Source organism: Allobosea sp. LjRoot9, from assembly GCF_964252745.1.
GTDB lineage: Bacteria > Pseudomonadota > Alphaproteobacteria > Rhizobiales > Beijerinckiaceae > Allobosea.
In genome coordinates this window covers 327,822-346,150 of sequence record NZ_CAXUPC020000004.1, presented here as the reverse complement: position 1 = coordinate 346,150, position 18,329 = coordinate 327,822, and the positions used below count along the sequence as shown (strand labels likewise).

Sequence of the window (18,329 nt, the reverse complement as noted above, 5' to 3'; positions counted from 1 at the left end):
AAGATGGATCAGACCATGTCGGACAGGGCGATCAAGACGATCGGCATCATCGGCGCAGGCCAGATGGGGAACGGCATCGCCCATGTCGCGGCCGTGGCCGGATTCGAGGTCAGGCTGCACGATCTCGCCGAGGACCGGATCAAGGCGGCGCTCGCCACCATCGACGGCAACATGGCGCGCCAGGTCGCCAAGGGTGCGATCGGTGACGAGATTCGCCGCGACGCCATGGCCAAGATCCTCGCCGCGCCGCAACTGTCGGGGCTCGGCGATTGCGACCTCATCATCGAGGCCGCGACCGAGAGCGAGGAAACCAAGCGCAAGATCTTCACCGCCGTCTGCCAGCATATCAAGCCGGAGACGATGCTGGCCTCCAACACCTCCTCGATCTCGATCACGCGGCTGGCGGCGGCGACGGACCGGCCCGAGCGCTTCATCGGCATCCATTTCATGAATCCCGTGCCATTGATGCAGCTCGTCGAGCTGATTCGCGGCATCGCCACCGACGACCAGACCTTCGAGCTCGCCAAGGAATTCGTCGGCAAGCTGCACAAGACCGTCTCGGTCTCGGAGGATTTCCCGGCCTTCATCGTCAACCGCATCCTGCTGCCGATGATCAACGAGGCCGTCTACACGCTCTATGAGGGTGTCGGCTCGGTCGAGGCGATCGACACCGCGATGAAGCTCGGTGCGAATCACCCGATGGGTCCGCTCCAGCTCGCCGACTTCATCGGCCTCGACACCTGCCTGTCGGTGATGCAGGTGCTGCATGACGGGCTCGCCGACTCGAAATACCGCCCCTGCCCGCTCCTGGTGAAATATGTCGAGGCCGGCTGGCTCGGCCGCAAGACCAAGCGCGGTTTCTACGATTATCGCGGCGAGAAGCCGGTTCCGACGCGCTGAACCGCGCCATCCTGCTCGGGCTTGCCCCGGGCGCCTCTTCGAAACCCTCCTTCAAGAGATGGTCGGCTCAAGGCCGACCATGACGGCTGATGCTGCCTTGACGCCGCATCCTCTTCACATTCCTGTCGTCTCGCGCTTACATTGATCTAGTGACGGGATTCGTCCCGTTCCGATTAGCGGAGGTGCGGCGGGTTTGACGGCGCATGTGATGCATCCAATGGCGTCGCCGGACGGTTGTCCGGCACTCGTGCTCAATGCCGATTTCCGGCCTCTGAGCTACTATCCCCTATCGCTGTGGAGCTGGCAGGACGCGATCAAGGCGGTCTTCATGGACCGCGTCAACATCGTCTCCGAATACGATACGGTGGTGCGCAGCCCGAGCTTCAACATGAAGCTGCCCTCGGTCGTCTCGCTGAAGACCTATATCAAGCCGTCGCGGACACCGGCCTTCACGCGCTTCAACGTATTCCTGCGCGACCGCTTCTCCTGCCAGTACTGCACCTCGCGCGAGGATCTGACCTTCGACCACGTCGTGCCGCGCTCCAGAGGCGGCCTCACCACCTGGGAGAACGTCGTCGCGGCCTGCTCGCCCTGCAATCTGCGCAAGGGTGACAAGATGCCAGCGGCGATCGAGATGTTCCCGACGCAGAAGCCCTACGCACCGACGGTCAATGATTTGCACCGCAACGGCAAGCTCTTCCCGCCGAATTACCTGCATGAGAGCTGGCTGGATTATCTCTACTGGGACTCCGAGCTGGAGCCGTGAGCCGGCTTGACGGCTGGCCGGGCAACGTCTTGTATCTACGGCACAATCAGGCGCGCGGACGCCGCTGATCAAGCCGAGGATGACGATGACCAAGACCGCTCTGGACCAGTGGCTCGATCAGCACCATGCGGAACTGACCGCGATCAGGCGCGATATCCATGCCCATCCGGAGCTTGGCTTGGAGGAGCATCGCACCGCCGCCCTGGTCGCAGCCAAGCTGCGCGAATGGGGCGTGGAGGTCACCGAGGGCATCGGCGGCACCGGTGTCGTCGGCGTCATCCGGGGCCGCAGGGCCGGCCAGCGAGCCGTCGGCCTGCGCGCCGACATGGATTGCCTCGCGCTGAACGAGGAGACCGGCCTCCCCTACGCTTCGCAATATCCCGGCAAGATGCATGCTTGCGGCCATGACGGCCACACCACGATGCTGCTGGGCGCGGCCGGCTATCTCGCCGCCCATCCCGATTTCGGCGGCACGCTGCATCTCATCTTCCAGCCGGCAGAGGAAGGCCGTGGCGGGGCGGTCGCGATGCTGAAGGACGGGCTGTTCGAGCGCTTTCCCTGCGACGCGATCTACGGCCTGCACAACACGCCGGGCATGCCCGTCGCGCATTTCGGCACCTGCAATGGCCCGATGCTGGCCGCGGCTGATAGCTGGGCCGTGACCTTCCGCGGCGTCGGCGGCCATGGCGGCTCGCAGCCGCATCTCTCCACTGACATCACCTATGCCCAGGCCCATTTCGTGCTTGGCCTGCAGGGCATCGTCGGCCGCAACGTCCCGCCGCTCGACACCGCCGTGATCAGCGTCGGCTATATCCATTCCGGTTCGACGGAGGCGCCCAATGTGGTGCCCTCGGAATTGTCGATCGGCGGCACGGCCCGCAGCTATTCGCCCGAGATCCGCGCCTTGATCGAACGCCGCATCGCCGAGATCGCCGAGGCCACCGCGCAGGCCTGGGGCTGCACCGCCGAGGCCTCCTATCATCGGGGGCCACGCGCCCTGCTCAACCAGCCCGATCAGGTCGCGGTTGCGGTCGCGGCGGCGACCAGCTCTGTCGGAGCAGCCAATGTGAATGGCGCGATCAGGCCCGGCACCGGCGGCGAGGACTTCGCCGAGATGATGGAGGTCAAGCCCGGCGCCTTCATGCGGATCGGCAATGGCGTCGCGGCGGACGGCTCCTTCGCCGGATTGCATACCCCGCGCTATGATTTCAACGACGCCATCATCCCCGACGGGGTTCGCTACTGGGTCAACGTCGTCGGCGAAGAGCTCGGTCAGGGCTGGCAGGCCGCAGCCGCCTGAGAGAAGCCCCTTCCACGGGGCGCCTCAGGCGCTCCGTGCCCGTGCCAGCCCGAACAGGGCCGCAACCAGCAGCACGAGCGAGGCCAGCGCGTTCCAGCCGGCAAGCGACAGGCCCAGGAAGCGCCAGGCGGCTTCAGTGCAGGAGACGACTTTCACCGTCTGCAGCTGCTTCATGAAGTCCTGCACGCCGGCAACGGTCGGCGCAGCGCCAGCGCAATCGGTGGGACCGGGAAACCAGCCCCATTCGACCCCGGCGTGGTGGAAACCGAGCCAGCTGCTCCACGCCATCAAGCCGGCGAGCCCGAGCAGCACCAGCCATTGCAGCCGAAGCGAACGCGCCAGCGCCAATCCGGCGGCGGCAAGCCCGATCGCAGCGTAATGCGGCAGGCGCTGCTCGAGGCAGAGCTTGCAGGGCTGCAGGCCCAGGACCAGCTCGAAGAACCAGGCGCCCGCGATCAAAGCGAGGCAGCCGAGCCCGATCAGGAGAATCACGCGGGCCGGAGAGACCGAGCTGCCGACGCTGGGTCGGTCGAGGGTCGAACTTGTCATGGCATGGCGCTCAGCAGGAGAGGAATTGTCCCGAACCTGCAACCAGCTTGAGGCCGAAATAAAGCGCAATCAGCAAAGCAGCCGCAACGACAGCGATCACTTTCAAGCGACGTTCGATGAAATGGCGGATCGTCTCGCCGAAACGGCGCAGCAGGAAGGCGAGCGCGAAGAAGCGCGCGCCGCGCGCCAGCACGCAGGACAGGATGAAGAAGCCAAGGCCGATATGCACCGCTCCAGCCAGGATCGTCACCACCTTGATCGGCGGCAGATGTGCCAGCCCAGAGGTCGTCAGCAGGATCAGCGTGGTGTCGGGCCCGGCACAGGCGCGCAGGGCCTCGAAAGCGCCGAGCTTGCCGTAGAAGGCGAGCACCGGCCGCGCCAGCGCTTCAAAGGCGTAGTAGCCGAGAGCATAGCCCGCAATGCCGCCGAGCACGGAGAAAACCGTCGCAACTAAGGCCAATCGATAGGCCCGGGCCGGCCGCGCCAGCGCCATCGGCACGAACAGCACGTCGGCGGGGATCAGAAAGAACGAACTCTCGATGAAGGCGACGACGGCGAGCCAGCGCTCGGCGCGCGGCCGGGCGGCGAGGGACATGGTCCATTCGTAGAGGCGCTTGATCATGGCGGTTCTACTAGAGCATCGGCCCGAAAAGTGGAATGCGGTTTTCGGAAGAAGCCGATGCAGAATCAAAGAGCTACAGCATCGGGTCGAATACGGTATTCGGTCCGATGCTGTAGCGGTGGAGCTCCTCGCTCGCCCATGCCTTTGCGCAAGCTGATGTACAATTTCACGCAGTGCGGCAGACGCATTGACCGCGCGCGTTCGATCGCTATAGTCCCGCCCGCCTGCAAGGGCCCCTGTGGCGGAATTGGTAGACGCGCTCGACTCAAAATCGAGTTCCGCAAGGAGTGCTGGTTCGATTCCGGCCAGGGGCACCACAGCCGGCTTTCCATGCCGGAGCGACCTTGCGCATCCTTCTGATCAATCCGAACACGATGCCGGAGATGACCGATCTGGTCGTGCGCGTCGTCACGCCGCATCTGCCGGCAGGCGTCTCCCTGAAAGCCGCCACCGGGCGGTTTGGAGCGCAGTACATCGCCAGCCGCAGCGCCGGCGCGATCGCCGCCCATGCCGCGCTCGAGGCCTATGCCGAACATGGCGAGGGCTGCGACGCAGTCTATCTCGCCTGCTTCGGCGATCCCGGCCTGTTCGCGCTGAAGGAGCTGGCGCCCATACCCGTCATCGGCATGGCGGAGGCAAGCTGCAAGGCCGCCGCGCAAAAGGCTGGTCGCTTCTCCATCGTCACCGGCGGTGAGCGTTGGGGTCCGATCCTGCACGAATTCGTCGCGATGCTTGGGCTCGGCGAGCACCTCGCCGCCGTCGAGACAGTCGCCCCGACAGGTGCCGATATCGCGCGCGATCCGGAAGGCTCGATCGCGCTCCTAGCAGCGGCCTGCCGCAAGACTGCACAGCGCGACGGCGCCGGCGCGGTCATTCTCGGAGGAGCGGGGCTCGCGGGGTTGGCGGCGCGCGTCCAGCCCCTCGTCGACATCCCCGTGCTCTGCTCGGTCGAGGCCGGCATCGCCGCCGTGCTCGCGGCGATGCGCACGCCTCTGGCCAAGCCTGAGAGCGGCGATCTGGCGTTCCCGCCGCCGGTCGGCAGCAAGGGGCTGTCGGAGCGCCTTGCGGCCCTTCTCGCGAAGCCCTGACAGGTTTCTTCGGAAACACTGCATCATCCCGGGCAAGCGGCAAAGCCGCGCTGACCCGGGATCCATCGTAGAGCGCAGTTCCCTACGATGGATCCCGGATCTCCGCTTCGCCGCGTCCGGGATGACGGCGCTTATGAAGCAAGCCTGGCGGGTTAACCCCAATGCTGCTCAGCCCTTCCCAGCCAGCGAGATGCCGTTCTGCGAGGCTATCCAGTCCGACAGCATCGGCACGTAATCCTCGCCCTTCCCGGCCGCGACGGCCGAGGCAAACGCGTTCTTCACCGCATTGCCGACCGGGTTGGGCACGCCCGCCGCATTCGCGACGCTCTCCAGATAGCGGACATCCTTCAGCGCATTGACCAGCGTGAACTTGTGGGCGTCGCGGTCGCGCTCCAGCACATATTGCATGAAGGTCTGGTAGAAGCCGCAATCCATCCGGCTGCCGCGCAAAACGCTGTCGAAGGTCTGCGGCGTGATGCCGATCTTCTGCGCCAGCGTCAGCGCCTCGGAATAGATCGCGGCATAGCCCATCGAGAGGAAGTTGTTGAGCAGCTTCATCTTGTGACCGTCGCCGACCGGGCCGAGATGCACGACCTTTTGCGCCCAGGCCTCGCAGGCCGGCTTGATCCGTGCGAACACCTCAGGCGCGGCGCCCACCATCGCCGAGAGCTGTCCGAGCGCCGCTTGGGCCGGCGTGCCGCCGAGCGGCGCATCCGCGAGATGCAGGCCCTTCGCTTCGAGCTCGGCCGCGAGCCGGACCGTGACACCCGGATCGGATGTCGAGCAATCGACGATCACGGTCCCGGGCCTTGCCCCGGCCGCGATGCCGTCGGGGCCGTTCACCACGGCCTCGACCTGGGCCGAGCCCGTGACGCACAGGAAGATGATCGTCGCGTTCTCGGCCAGTTCCTTCGGCGTCCCCGCCTCCTTCGCGCCGGCCGCGACCAGCGCCTCCACCGGCTTGCGGTTGCGGTGGCCCATCACGGTCAGCGGGAAGCCCTTATCCACCAGATTGCGGGCCATGCCCTGACCCATCAGGCCGACACCGATGAAACCGATGGACTCTTTGCTTGCGCTCATCTTCAATTTCTCCTGTTTCTATGAGAGTGACATGATCGAGTGACGGAATGGCCGGGCCCGGGACAGGCTGTTAGGTCTTGATTCCGCTTCCGGAGAAGCGCGCATGACCGGCAAAGGCCCCCCGCCCGAGACGACGCCCCCCGGCAGGACCGCGAACCCGTCGGCCATCCCCAACGGCCGCGGGCGCGTCACCTTGCAGATCATCGCCGACCATCTCTCGGTCTCGACCGCGACGGTCTCGCTGGCGCTGCGCGGCTCGCCGCTGGTCGCGGAGGCGACGCGCACGCGCGTCCAGCAGATCGCCCGCGAGATGGGCTATAGCTACAACCGCAGCGCCGCCTCCTTGCGGACCGACCGCACCAATATCCTGGGCGTCGGTTTCCACGACATCACCAACCCGTATTTCGCCGAATTGCTGGCCGCGATCGAGGAGACGGCCACCGCCCATGGCCGCTCGATCCTGCTCGGCACCTATGCCGAGAGCCTGGAGCGCCAGGACCGTGTGCTCTCCACGCTGAAGGAATACCGCCCCGACGGCATGATCATCTGCGCGGCCGGCGGCAGCACGCCCGAGGCTTTCGACCATCTGATCGCGGCCGGCGTGCCGATCGTCCAGCTCTCGCGCGAGATCATCGGGCTCGATCTCGATTTCGTCGGCTCCGACGACCGCCAGGGCACGGTCCTGGCCGTGGAGCATCTGATCGCGCTCGGCCACCGCCGCATCGCCTTTCTCGGCGAGAGCCAGAGCATCTCGACCGGCCGCAACCGTTATGCCGGCTATTGCGGGACGCTGGCGCGGCACGACATGCCGCTCGACCCGGCCATCGTCTATTCCGCCTATGGCACGCGCGAGAACGGTCTCAAGGGCATCCAGGCGGTCCTGGACGTCGACGACCCGCCGACCGCCGCCGTCTGCTTCAACGACCTGACCGCATTTGGCGCCATGATGGGCTTGCGTCATCGCGGGCTGGAGGCGGGCGTCGATTTCTCGCTGATCGGCTGCGACGACGTTCAGGAGGCGGCGCAGTGGTATCCGGCCCTGACGACGATCAAGAATTTTCAGGACGAGATGGGCCACAAATCCGCGGAGTTCCTGATCAAGCGTATCGCCGAGCCCGACGCCCCGACGCGGCGCTTGCTGCTGACGCCGGAGCTCGTGCTGCGCGCCACGACCGCGCCGCCCAGGCGTTGAGCCTGCTCTCACGGGTCATTCGCGGGCTTGGCGTTGAGCGCGCGATAGGCCCGCACCACCTGCGAATCGTCGCGTGAGCCATGGCCCAGCCCCGAGGTCGCCAGGAACATCTGGTGGGCGGCGGCCGCCAGCGGCAGCGCCGTCTTGGCGGCGCGCCCGGCATCGAGCACGATGCCGAGATCCTTGACGAAGATGTCGACGGCGCTGGCGACAGTCGGATCGGGCTCATGCATGCGCGGGCCGCGATCCCTGAGCATCCAGGAGGATGCCGCTGAACCGCCCATGATCTCGAACAGCACGCGCCCGTCGATTCCGGCCTTTTCCGCGAGCGACAGCGCCTCGGCGGCTACAGCGATATGCACGCCGCAGAGCAGTTGGTTGACCGTCTTCACCGTCGCGCCTTGCCCCGGCCTTTCACCGACATGGAAGACCTTGTCGCCCATCGCGTCGAGCACGGGCCTGGCCTTGTCGAAGCTCTCCTGGGGAGCGCCGACCATGATCGAGAGCGTCGCGGCCCTTGCCCCGACCACGCCGCCCGAGACCGGCGAATCGACGAAATGCCGGCCGGATCTGACGACCTCGGCCGCAATCGCCTCGACTTCGCCGGGCGGGCAGGTCGCCATCAGCATCACGACCGCACCGTCGCTGAGCGCGGCCAGTGCGCCGGCCTCGAACAGGACCGCACGCGCCTGGGCGGCGTTCACGACCATCAGCACCAGCGCATCGGCGCCGGATGCGGCAGCCTTGGCGCTGTCGGCGGCGTGCCCGCCGGCGACGACCAGCGCATCGCGCGCGCTTTCGCGCATATCGAAGCCGGTGACGCGGAACTGCCGTTTGATGAGATTCTCGGCCATCGGCGCGCCCATGGCGCCGAGCCCGATGAAGGCGATGGAAAGGGGAGTGGTCGGCATCTGCTCGCTATGTCCTATGCTGGCATCTTCCCGAACGGAGCCCTCGGGTCCGATCTTCGATCGGCCCAAGGATAAACTCCGCGCAGAGCCTGTCCTTGGGCCGGCCAGAGACCGGACCCGAGGGCCGCTTCGGCCGGGATGACGGCGCGGCGATCATGTAAAGACCACCCTCGCCGAGGGCTATTCCTTCACCGCTCCGGTCATCGCCGACACGTAATGTTCGACGAAGAAGGCGTAGAGAATGACCAGAGGCAAGGAGCCTGCCAGTGCGCCTGCCATCAGCGAGCCCCAGCGATAAATGTCGCCATCGACGAACTCGTTGACGATCGCCACCGGCACCGTCTTGTTCTGCGTCGAGGACAGGAAGGTCAGCGCGTAGATGAACTCGTTCCAGCACAGCGTGAACGAGAAGATGAAGGCCGAGATCAGGCCCGGCACCGCCAGCGGCAGGATGATCTTGGTCAGGATCTGCCAGCGATTGGCGCCGTCGATCAGGGCGCATTCCTCGAGCTCGAAGGGGATGGTCTTGAAATAGCCCATCAGGAGCCAGGTCGAGAACGGGATCAGGATCGTCGGATAGACCAGGATCAGCGCCAGCGGCGTGTCGAACAGGCCGACATTGTAGATCACCGTCGCCAGCGGGATGAACAGGATCGAGGGTGGCACGAGATAGGCCAGGAAGATCAGCGCACCGACCGTCTGGGCCCCCTTGAAGCGCAGGCGCACGATCGCATAGGCCGCGAGCACGCTGGCCACCAGCGAGATGAACGTCGCGCAGCTGGCGATGAACATCGTGTTCCAGAGCCAGCGCGGATAGTCGCTTTCGAACAGCAGCTTGTGGATGTGCTTGAAGGTCGGCGTCCAGGTCCAGAACGGGCTGACCCTGTCCATGTCGATGAGCTGGTTGTCGGGCTTCACCGCCGTCAACGCCATCCAGTAGAACGGGAACAGCAGCACGACGAGGATCAGGAACAGCGGGATATAGGTCGTGACGATGCGGCTCGGCACCGTCTCGAGATAGGCCATCCCCTCGCTATGGTCCTGGGTGGCGGCGCGGTGGCCGGCGTCGATGCTAGTCATTGCTGCCGCCCTGCTGCCATTTGCGTGTCTGGAGCCCGTACCAGGCGATGCCGATGGCAGCGAGCAGGAAGGGGATCATCGCCGTCGAGATCGCTGCGCCCTCGCCGAGCTGCCCGGCGATGATCGCACGCTGATAGGACAAGGTCGCCATCAGATGGGTCGCGTTGACCGGGCCGCCGCGCGTCAACGCCCAGATCAGCTGGAAATCGGTGAAGGTGAACAGGACGGAGAAGGTCATCACGACCGCGATGATCGGCGTCAGCAACGGATAGGTGATGTGCCGGAAGCGCTGCCAGTTCGTGGCGCCGTCGAGCGTCGCCGCCTCATAGAGCGAGGGCGAGACGGTCTGCAGGCCCGCCAGCAGTGTGATCGCAATGAAGGGCACGCCGCGCCAGACATTGGCGAAGATCGTCGACCAGCGCGCATTCCAGGGATCGCCGAGGAAGTTGATGTTGTGGTCGATCCAGCCGAGCTGCCGCAGCGACCATGAGATGATCGAGAACTGCGAATCGTAGATCCACCAGAAGGCGATGGCCGAGAGCACTGTCGGCACGATGAAGGGGATCAGCACCAGCGCGCGGATCAAGGCCTTGAACGGCAGGTGCTTGTTGAGCAGCAAGGCGAGATAAAGCCCGATCGCGAACTTCGCGACGCTGGCGACCACCGTATAGAGCAGCGTGTTGAACACCGACATCCAGAAGACGCTGTCGCCCCCGAGCCACTCATAGTTCTCCAGGCCGATGAACTCGCCGGCGCGGCCAATCTTGGTGTCGGTGAAGGAGAGCCAGACGCCGAGGAAAAGCGGGTAGCCCAGGAACAGGATCAGGATGCCGGCAGCTGGCAGCATGTACCAGAATCCGAGCCAGTTGCGGCTGCTGCACAGCCTCTGCCAGGCCGAGCGCCCGCTCCTGCTCTTGGTCAGTCCGGCCGGCATCTCGATTGCTGAATTGGCCATCGCTATTCCGGTGTCAGGATTAAAAACGGGTCCGGCCAGGCGGGCCGGATTGTGATGCGAAAGCATGCGCCGGGAGAGGCCTGCCACAGCCCGCCGGAGCGGGCGGTGGCAGGCAATTATCCAGGCTCAGCGATAGATGCGCTTGGCCTGTCGCTCGGCGCCGGCCATGGCGCCCTTGATGTCTTCGCGGCCCGTGGCGTAGTTCGCGAACATATCGACCACGATGAAGTCGGCGATCGCCGAGGCCGCCTTCTCGCCCAGGGTGCCCAGGCCCGCCGGCGTCAGCGTGCGCTTGGCGACATCGCGATAGGGCGTGGTCTTCGGATCGGCGGTCCAGACCGGGTTCTTGTCGTATTCGCCGAGGAAGTGCGACAGGTAGCCCTGCGCCGCGCCGATCCACGGATTGTACTGCGGCGCATCCAGCATGAAGGCGATGAAGGCCTTGCAGGCGTTCGGCACCTTGGTGAACTGGAAGGCCAGCATCGTGAAGGGCAGATGCAATTCGGTCGGCTTACCCACCGGCCCGATCGGCATATAGGCGTGGTCCATGTCGGCCGCCATTTCGGGCTTTTCCTTCTTGGCCGCGACATAGACCGAGATGCCGTTGACGGTGGTGTGCAATTCGCCGGCGAGGAAGGCCTTGTTGTTCGAGGAATCGTTCCACGAGGCCGTGCCGGGAATGAAGGTGTCGTAGAGCGCCTTGCTGTATTCGAGCGCCTTGGCGGTTTCCGGCGAGTTGATGACGACCTTGTCGTTCTTGTCGACGAGGTAACCGCCATGCGACCAGAGCAGCCAATGCAGCCAGGTGTTGGCGTCGCCCGAGGCATGGCCGAACGCCATGCCCGCCGGAGTGTTGTTCGCCTTCAGCGCCTTGCAGAGCTCGAGGAAACCGGCCGTGTCCTTGGGGAATTCCTTGAATCCGGCTTTGTTGATCGAGGAGATGCGGTAATTCACCAGGCCGCCGCTGGCGGCGATCGGAATGCCGATCCATTTGTTGCCGAGCTTGCCGTAGGCCTCCGCCGAGGGGAACCAGCCGCCATGCTTCTCGCCGAGATATTTCGAGACGTCCGAGAGATCGAGGCACTTCTGCGGGAAGAGATGCGGCAGCGAGTAAAGACCCCAGACCAGATCGAGCCCTTGCCCGGTATTGGCCACGACTGAGGCTTTGGGCTGCAGGTCGTCATAGGATTCGTTGGTGACGGTGATCTTGGCGCCGGTTGCCGCCTCGAAAGCCGCTACGAGCTTCATGAACTCGACGTCTTCGGCCTCGACGAAGCGCTTCCAGCGCATCAGGTTGATCTTGGCGTTCGGCTCCACCTTGAACGGCGAGGCCTGCGCCCAGGCCTTGGCATAGTCGAGCAGGTTCGTGCCGGCGCCGAGGCCCAGCGCAGCACCGCCTTTGATCAGCGATCTACGATCGAAATTCATCTTCATCCTCCCTGGGGATATGGGTCCGGCAGCTCTTTTTCGGCCACCTTGAACCGGATCATCCGGTTTGCCTGTCAGCCCGGCCCGTTCACTAGGGAACGAGCTGCCGGGCTTGATGTCGTATCGTGGTCTCTCCTGATCGCCTGGACTGCTTGCTGCCGGCTTCGCGAAGCCGGGCTCAGTCGATCCGCTTGCCTGTCGCCGCATCGAAGAGATGCGTCACATTGGTGTCGGGCGTGATGCCGATGTTCTCGCCGGGCTTCGCATCGATCCGCTCGCGGAAGACGCAGGTCATTTCCTGGCCGCCGCAACGCACCACCACCTGCGTCTCCGAGCCGGTCGGCTCGATGACCACGACCTCGGCCTTCAGGCCGTTGGGATCGAGCCGGAAATGCTCGGGCCGGATACCGTAGACCGCGGCCTTGCCGTTCGAATCCGCCGGGTGCTTGCCGATCGGCCAGGTGACACCGCCCTCGGTCACGAAGCCCTCGGGCTTGATCGTGCCCTTCAGCAGATTCATCGAAGGCGAGCCGATGAAGGCGGCGACGAAGAGGTTGTTGGGCTTGTCGTAGAGATCGAGCGGGGCGCCCATCTGCTCGACGATGCCGTCATGCATCACCACGATCTTGTCGGCCATGGTCATGGCCTCGATCTGGTCGTGGGTGACGTAGACCGTGGTGGTCTTCAGGCGCTGATGCAGCTCCTTGATCTCGGTGCGCATCTGCACGCGCAGCTTGGCGTCGAGATTGGAGAGCGGCTCGTCGAACAGGAAGACCTGCGGATCGCGCACGATGGCGCGGCCCATGGCGACGCGCTGGCGCTGGCCGCCCGAGAGCTGGCGCGGATAACGGTCGAGCAATTTGTCGAGCCCGAGAATCCCCGCCGCCTTGCCGACGCGCTCGTCGATCTCGGCCTTCGGGGCTTTGCGGAGCTTCATCGAGAAGGCCATGTTGTCGGCCACCGTCATATGCGGATAGAGCGCATAATTCTGGAACACCATGGCGATATCGCGCTCTTTCGGCGGCACGTCGTTGACGACGCGCGGGCCGATGCGGATTTCGCCGCCGGAGATGTTCTCCAGCCCCGCGATCATGCGCAGCAGAGTGGACTTTCCGCAGCCGGACGGGCCGACGAGAATGACGAATTCGCCATCGCTGATGTCGATGTCAACGCCATGGATGACTTGCGTCGTGCCATAGGCCTTGCGCACGTCGGCAATCTGGACTGAGGCCATGTGAGCCTTCCTTTGGACTTGCTTCCCCGAGGACATGGTGCCGTCCGGACCAAGGCCCGAGCGTTCCACGCCGCTTGCTCTATCGGCTTCTTGTGACCGATCGATGCCAATGGCCGCAGTCCAGGCCACGCCTGTTGCGTCCAATTTCATCTGCGATAAAGTCATACGATACGGACAGGCGTGTCAAGCGCCGGAAGCGCAGTGAAGGCGCCGGGTTTCCCGGCGCGTTTTGTTGCAATGCGGAAGGAACGCCAAGACGATGCGGGTGCGCGATTTTTCGCGGCCGACGACCTTGAACGCCGACCGCCTGTTCGGGCAGGTCGCGCAGAAACTCGCTGTCGCCATCATCTCCGGAACCTTCAAAGCCGGCGAGCTCTTGCCCAATGAGGACGCGTTGCGCTCCGAGATCTCGGTCTCGCGCACCGCCTATCGCGAGGCGGTCAAGGTGCTCACCGCCAAGGGGTTGGTCGAGTCCCGGCCGAAAAGCGGCACCCGCGTCGCGCCTCGCGAAAGCTGGAACCTGCTCGACCCCGATGTCCTGTCCTGGCATTTCAAGGCCGACCCGAACGAGAAATTCATCCGCGATCTCTTCGAGTTGCGCCGTTTCGTCGAGCCGAGCGCCGCGCGCCTTGCCGCGATCCGCCGCTCTCCCGCCGACCTTGCGCGCATTGAGGCCGCCTATCGCGGCATGACCGACAACCCGCCCTATGCCGAGGCAACGATCCGGGCCGATCTCGCTTTTCACGAGGCGATTTTTGCCGCGACGCAGAACTCCGCCCTGCAATGCCTGACGAGCGTCGTCACCGCGGCGATTCAATGGACGCTGCTGCTCAAATCGGCCGATGACCGCAACTTCTTTGTCGAATCACTCGTCGATCACGAGCGGGTCCTGGAGGCAGTGATACAGCGCGACGGTGACCTTGCGGCCTCGCGGATGACGGCGCTGGTGATCGACGCCCTGAACTCGACGCTGGCCTTTCTGGGGCCGAACAGCAGTGCGCTAACCCACAAAATCGCGTGAATAAATCATACTACATATGCGCTCATCGGTGCTTTTCCCGCATCGCGAGGCGTGTAGAGATGAGTGGCAGTTGCGCGCGGAAGTGCTCGACGTCGCAATCTAATCGATTCAGATTCGCCGAATCAAGTTTTCTCCCATTCTCCCCCAGACGATGGAAACGCACGCCATGACACGGCCCAACGCAACCGAGATCATCATGACGGGCCCGCTGATGGCCTATGCCGCCGACCAGTTGAAGGCGCGCTTCACCGTGCACGAGCTCTGGAAGGCCGAGGACAAGGCCGCTTTCCTGCGCGAGGTTGGCGAGCGGGTGCGCGGCATCGCCGGCGGCGGCCATATCAGGATCGACGGCGCGCTGTTCGACGCCCTGCCCAAGCTGGAGATGATCGCGAATTTCGGCGTCGGCTACGACAATGTCGATGCGACGGAGGCCGGCAAACGCGGCCTCGTCGTCTCCAACACCCCCGATGTGCTCTCCGACGAGGTCGCCGATCTGACCATCGGCCTGCTGCTCTCGACGATCCGGCAGTTGCCGCAGGTCGACCGCTATCTGCGCGAAGGCAAGTGGTTGAAGGGCGCCTATCCGCTGACGACCTCGCTGCGCAAGCGCTCGATCGGCATCGTCGGCCTCGGCCGCATCGGCAAGGCGGTCGCGCATCGGCTCGAGGCTTTCGGCGTGCCGATCGCCTATCACGGCCGCTCGCGCCAGGCCGATGTGCCTTATCGCTACTATCCCTCGCTGGTCGAGATGGCGGCGGATGTCGACACGCTGGTCTCGGTCGCGCCCGGCGGCGCCTCGACCCATCACATCATCAATGCCGAGGTGCTGAAGGCGCTCGGCCCCAACGGCATCGTCGTCAATGTCGGGCGTGGCACGGTCATCGACGAGAAGGCGCTGATCGAGGCGCTGCAGAACAAGACGATCCTCTCCGCCGGTCTCGACGTCTTCGAGGACGAGCCGCGCGTGCCGGCCGAGCTCATCGCGATCGAGCATGCCGTACTGCTGCCGCATGTCGGCTCGGCCTCGGTCCACACCCGCGAGCAGATGGGCCAGCTTGTGGTCGACAACCTGCTGTCATGGTTCGATGGCAAGGGACCCCTCACCCCGGTTCCCGAGACGCCATGGACGAAAGCCTGAGATTGCAGCGCAAACCTCATGGAACGCGTGGCCTGCCATTGCTTGCGGCAGGCCTGATCGCGCTCGCAGGCGCCGCCCACGCCCAGACCCCAGTACCGCCGCGCGGCGCCGACAAGGCGCCCGACAGCCTTCGCCCGCTGCTCGGCGCCTGGGATCTCGAACGGGTCGGCGCATCGCGCAAATGCACCATCACGCTCGGCGTCGAACCCGCCGGCAATGGCCGGCAGGTACGCTTTCCCGCGACCTGCCGCCGAGCACTCCCGCTGCTCGACCAGGTCGCCGCCTGGAGCGTTACGCCCGAGGGCGCCCCGCGCCTCGACGACAGCTCCGGCAAGACCGTGCTCGCCTTCAGCCGGACAGGTACTGAGACCGGGCTGCAGGGCAAAGCGGCGGATGGCCAGCAATATTGGCTCGACCCCAAGGGTTACCCGCGCGCAGCGCGCCGCGCCCCGTCGAACCCGGCCGAGTCAGCCGCGCTCGCGGCCCAGCGGCCGACAGCCGTCGATCCGGCCCGCGCGCCTGCCGCCGACAGCTTGCCCGGCCGCTATTCGGTGATGCGCCAGCAGAACCGCGAGGCCTGCAAGCTCGTCCTGACACCCGGTCCGCTGGACCGCGCGCCCGCCGCTTTGGAAGGGCCGTGCCAGGACACCGGATTGACGATCTTCGATCCCACCGGCTGGCGCTATGCGGCGGGCCGGCTCAGTTTGGTCGCGCGCAAGGGCCATAGCCTCGATCTCGTCTTCGAGAGCGGGCTCTGGCGCAAGGATCCGGCCGTCGGCGCGCCCTTGATGATGCGCAAGCTGCCGTAGAGCACGTCACATTCCAGAAGCTTAGAGCATTGCTCACGCGAAAAACCGGTACCCACTTTTTCGCGCAATGCTCTGGAGCATTTTCGAGCGAAGTGGACGCCGGTTCGCGTGAAGAAAATGCAATAAAACAAGGGCCTAGAGCATTCCTGCGATTCGGAGAAACGCGGAAATACTCTAGCACTCAGATGAAGAACTCGTTCTTCAGTTCTTGCGGAAAAAGCCGCTCGGCATAGAGCTTTCGAAAGCGCTCGGCACCAATCGATTCCGCGACGTCCTGATTCAATCTCAGGATCGAAAGAACATGCCCGGTATGAGCGCCGAAGGGATTCGACGTCAACATCGGGTCGATGCGCAGATCCTTCAGCATCGCCTGCTCGCCGGTCCCTCCTCCCCGATCGTGTTCCTGCTTGAAATGGGCGATATGTCGGATCGTCTCTTCACCGCAGACGCCGTCGATGTTGAGTTGTCTGCCGCTGCCCGGAATGAAATTATACTGTTCGCCGCCGAGCTTCTGCGGCTGGTCCTGAAGCAGCCGGATGAAGAACTGGACGAGCAGGACGTCGCCCCGCCTGTTGGGGCAACTTCGACCGACAGCCTGGTCGATCTGATACATGATCTGGATCGTTTTTGTCTCTCGGGTCAGGACCTTGAGGCGCGGCATGGCTTTTCTCTCCAAACCCATCGCGCCCAAATAATAGCAGAACGCGCGCCGGCTGAATACGAGCCGGCGCGCGCTGTGAGAAAGCCTCTCTTCAGTATCTCAAACCGCAGTTTGCGCCGGCTCGCCCTCGGCGTCGAACCCGGTCTCCTTGTCCAGGATCGCGTGCATGCGCTTCTCGTCGAGCGAGTTCTCCCATTTCGAGACCACGATGGTGGCGACGCCGTTGCCGATCAGGTTGGTCAGCGCGCGCGCCTCCGACATGAAACGGTCGATGCCGAGGATCAGCGCGATCGAGGCCACAGGGATATGGCCGACCGAGGCCAGCGTCGCCGCCAGCACGATGAAGCCCGAGCCGGTGACGCCGGCCGCGCCCTTCGAGGTCAGCAGCAGCACGGCGATGATGCCGATCTCCTGCGAAAGCGTCAGGTCGATATTGGTCGCCTGCGCCAGGAAGATCGCGGCCATGGTCAGGTAGATGCAGGTGCCGTCGAGATTGAAGGAATAGCCGGTCGGGATGACGAGCCCGACGACGCTCTCCTTGCAGCCGAGATGGCTCATCTTGGCGATCATGCGCGGCAGCACGCTCTCGGAAGACGAGGTGCCGAGCACGATCAGGAGCTCTTCCTTGATGTAGGCGATGAACTTCACGATCGAGAAGCCGTGCAGCCGCGCGATCGTGCCCAGCACCAGGAAGATGAAGAGCAGGCAGGTGGTGTAGAAGGCCGCCATGAAGCTGCCGAGCGAGACCAGCGTGCCGATGCCGAACTTGCCGATGGTGAAGGCCATCGCGCCGAAGGCGCCGATCGGCGCCGCCTTCATGATGATGCCGACGATCTTGAAGAAGACATGCGAGATGTCGTCGACGAATTTCAGCACCGGCTTGCCGCGCTCGCCGATCATCTGCAGGCCGAAGGCGAAGAGCAGGGCGAAGAACAGGACCTGCAGGATTTCACCATTGGCAAAGGCGCCGACCACCGTGTCGGGGATGATCGCCATCAGGAAGGCGACAGTGCTCTGGTCGTGTGCCTTGGCCGTGAAAGCAGCGATGCCCGAGGTGTTGATCGTGTTGACGTCGACATTCATGCCGACGCCCGGCTTCCAGAGATTGATCACGACGAGGCCGACGACGAGCGCCAGCGTCGTGACCAGCTCGAAATAGAGCAGCGCCTTGAGGCCGACCCGGCCGACCTTCTTCATGTCGTCCATCGAGGCGACGCCATGGACGACCGTGAGGAAGATGATCGGCGCGATGATCATCTTGATCGCCTTGATGAAGGCGTCGCCGAACGGCTTCATCGCCTCGCCGGTCTGCGGGTAGAAATGCCCGAGCAAGGCGCCGATCGTGATCGCCGTCAGAACCTGCACGTAAAGATGGGTCCACCAGGGACCTTGATGGCCGCGAGTGAGCTCCGCCGTCGCCGTTGCCATGACCGTCCCTCCGAGCGCGCATCTGTGCCGATGCATCACGACAGCCGCTACGCCGATTTCTGCGGGACGACAAGATACCCCAGCGATACCGCCTGGCTGCTCGCGCGGCGGCCTACGCCGCCGCCGCTGTCATTGCGATATTCGCTGGGGCTCGGGCCAGCCGACCT

Annotated in this window: 18 protein-coding genes and 1 tRNA gene; 9 read left to right on the top strand and 10 right to left on the bottom strand. The window is 64.7% G+C overall.

What is annotated here, in order from left to right:
* Positions 1-15 precede the first annotated feature (15 nt).
* From ACSQ3P_RS18945 to ACSQ3P_RS18935, 3 genes are all read left to right on the top strand, one after another.
* On the top strand, positions 16-900 hold the full coding sequence (locus ACSQ3P_RS18945) for a 3-hydroxybutyryl-CoA dehydrogenase (RefSeq protein ID WP_436167048.1): 885 nt from the start codon (positions 16-18) through the stop codon (positions 898-900).
* 208 nt (positions 901-1,108) lie between these two features.
* Complete coding sequence (locus tag ACSQ3P_RS18940; protein ID WP_069693314.1) at positions 1,109-1,666, top strand: HNH endonuclease; 558 nt, start codon at positions 1,109-1,111, stop codon at positions 1,664-1,666.
* An 85-nt stretch (positions 1,667-1,751) separates the two neighbouring features.
* Positions 1,752-2,966 (top strand): amidohydrolase, encoded by a 1,215-nt coding sequence (locus ACSQ3P_RS18935; RefSeq protein ID WP_436167047.1) that lies wholly within the window; start codon positions 1,752-1,754, stop codon positions 2,964-2,966.
* A 24-nt stretch (positions 2,967-2,990) separates the two neighbouring features.
* Here ACSQ3P_RS18935 and ACSQ3P_RS18930 read toward each other — a convergent pair whose 3' ends face one another.
* Both ACSQ3P_RS18930 and ACSQ3P_RS18925 read right to left on the bottom strand, forming a co-directional pair.
* On the bottom strand, positions 2,991-3,515 hold the full coding sequence (locus ACSQ3P_RS18930) for a disulfide bond formation protein B (protein WP_436167046.1): 525 nt from the start codon (positions 3,513-3,515) through the stop codon (positions 2,991-2,993).
* A gap of 10 nt (positions 3,516-3,525) precedes the next feature.
* A complete protein-coding gene (locus ACSQ3P_RS18925; RefSeq protein ID WP_436167045.1) occupies positions 3,526-4,137 on the bottom strand; it encodes a YqaA family protein in 612 nt (203 codons plus the stop codon).
* Between the two features lie 232 nt (positions 4,138-4,369).
* Here ACSQ3P_RS18925 and ACSQ3P_RS18920 point away from each other — a divergent pair.
* Both ACSQ3P_RS18920 and ACSQ3P_RS18915 read left to right on the top strand, forming a co-directional pair.
* Positions 4,370-4,454, top strand: a tRNA-Leu gene (locus ACSQ3P_RS18920).
* Between the two features lie 27 nt (positions 4,455-4,481).
* A complete protein-coding gene (locus ACSQ3P_RS18915; RefSeq protein ID WP_436167044.1) occupies positions 4,482-5,225 on the top strand; it encodes an aspartate/glutamate racemase family protein in 744 nt (247 codons plus the stop codon).
* A gap of 168 nt (positions 5,226-5,393) precedes the next feature.
* Here ACSQ3P_RS18915 and ACSQ3P_RS18910 read toward each other — a convergent pair whose 3' ends face one another.
* The gene (locus ACSQ3P_RS18910) at positions 5,394-6,305 is read right to left on the bottom strand and encodes an NAD(P)-dependent oxidoreductase (protein WP_436167043.1); all 912 of its coding nucleotides are present in this window, start codon (positions 6,303-6,305) and stop codon (positions 5,394-5,396) included.
* 103 nt (positions 6,306-6,408) lie between these two features.
* Here ACSQ3P_RS18910 and ACSQ3P_RS18905 point away from each other — a divergent pair, with 103 nt between their 5' ends.
* Complete coding sequence (locus ACSQ3P_RS18905) at positions 6,409-7,497, top strand: LacI family DNA-binding transcriptional regulator (protein ID WP_436167042.1); 1,089 nt, start codon at positions 6,409-6,411, stop codon at positions 7,495-7,497.
* Between the two features lie 8 nt (positions 7,498-7,505).
* Here ACSQ3P_RS18905 and ACSQ3P_RS18900 read toward each other — a convergent pair whose 3' ends face one another.
* The 5 genes from ACSQ3P_RS18900 to ACSQ3P_RS18880 all read right to left on the bottom strand — a co-directional run bounded on the left by ACSQ3P_RS18900 (position 7,506) and on the right by ACSQ3P_RS18880 (position 13,105).
* Entirely contained in the window at positions 7,506-8,408 is a 903-nt protein-coding gene (locus tag ACSQ3P_RS18900; protein WP_436167041.1) for an NAD(P)-dependent oxidoreductase, read from the bottom strand.
* Between the two features lie 180 nt (positions 8,409-8,588).
* Positions 8,589-9,488, bottom strand: a complete 900-nt coding sequence (locus ACSQ3P_RS18895; RefSeq protein WP_069688751.1) for a carbohydrate ABC transporter permease — start codon at positions 9,486-9,488, stop codon at positions 8,589-8,591.
* Positions 9,481-10,443 carry a carbohydrate ABC transporter permease gene (locus ACSQ3P_RS18890; protein ID WP_436167040.1) on the bottom strand — a complete coding sequence of 321 codons (963 nt, stop codon included), beginning with the start codon at positions 10,441-10,443 and terminating at the stop codon, positions 9,481-9,483. Before ACSQ3P_RS18890 ends, ACSQ3P_RS18895 begins: the two co-directional genes overlap by 8 nt.
* A gap of 126 nt (positions 10,444-10,569) precedes the next feature.
* Positions 10,570-11,871 (bottom strand): ABC transporter substrate-binding protein, encoded by a 1,302-nt coding sequence (locus ACSQ3P_RS18885; RefSeq protein WP_436167039.1) that lies wholly within the window; start codon positions 11,869-11,871, stop codon positions 10,570-10,572.
* Between the two features lie 178 nt (positions 11,872-12,049).
* Entirely contained in the window at positions 12,050-13,105 is a 1,056-nt protein-coding gene (locus ACSQ3P_RS18880; protein WP_310159570.1) for an ABC transporter ATP-binding protein, read from the bottom strand.
* A 259-nt stretch (positions 13,106-13,364) separates the two neighbouring features.
* Between ACSQ3P_RS18880 and ACSQ3P_RS18875 the strand changes: the two genes are divergently transcribed.
* From ACSQ3P_RS18875 to ACSQ3P_RS18865, 3 genes are all read left to right on the top strand, one after another.
* On the top strand, positions 13,365-14,126 hold the full coding sequence (locus tag ACSQ3P_RS18875) for a FadR/GntR family transcriptional regulator (RefSeq protein ID WP_436167038.1): 762 nt from the start codon (positions 13,365-13,367) through the stop codon (positions 14,124-14,126).
* A 166-nt stretch (positions 14,127-14,292) separates the two neighbouring features.
* Positions 14,293-15,264: a 2-hydroxyacid dehydrogenase gene (locus ACSQ3P_RS18870; RefSeq protein WP_436167037.1), complete on the top strand. Its 972-nt coding sequence runs from the start codon at positions 14,293-14,295 to the stop codon at positions 15,262-15,264.
* Positions 15,249-16,073, top strand: coding sequence for an AprI/Inh family metalloprotease inhibitor (locus tag ACSQ3P_RS18865; RefSeq protein WP_436167036.1), 825 nt, complete (start codon positions 15,249-15,251; stop codon positions 16,071-16,073). The genes ACSQ3P_RS18870 and ACSQ3P_RS18865 overlap by 16 nt, the downstream gene beginning before the upstream one ends.
* Before the next feature lie 181 nt (positions 16,074-16,254).
* Here ACSQ3P_RS18865 and ACSQ3P_RS18860 read toward each other — a convergent pair whose 3' ends face one another.
* Positions 16,255-16,734, bottom strand: a complete 480-nt coding sequence (locus ACSQ3P_RS18860) for a hypothetical protein (protein ID WP_436167035.1) — start codon at positions 16,732-16,734, stop codon at positions 16,255-16,257.
* A gap of 99 nt (positions 16,735-16,833) precedes the next feature.
* A complete protein-coding gene (locus ACSQ3P_RS18855; RefSeq protein ID WP_436167034.1) occupies positions 16,834-18,162 on the bottom strand; it encodes a dicarboxylate/amino acid:cation symporter in 1,329 nt (442 codons plus the stop codon).
* Positions 18,163-18,329: the final 167 nt, after the last annotated feature.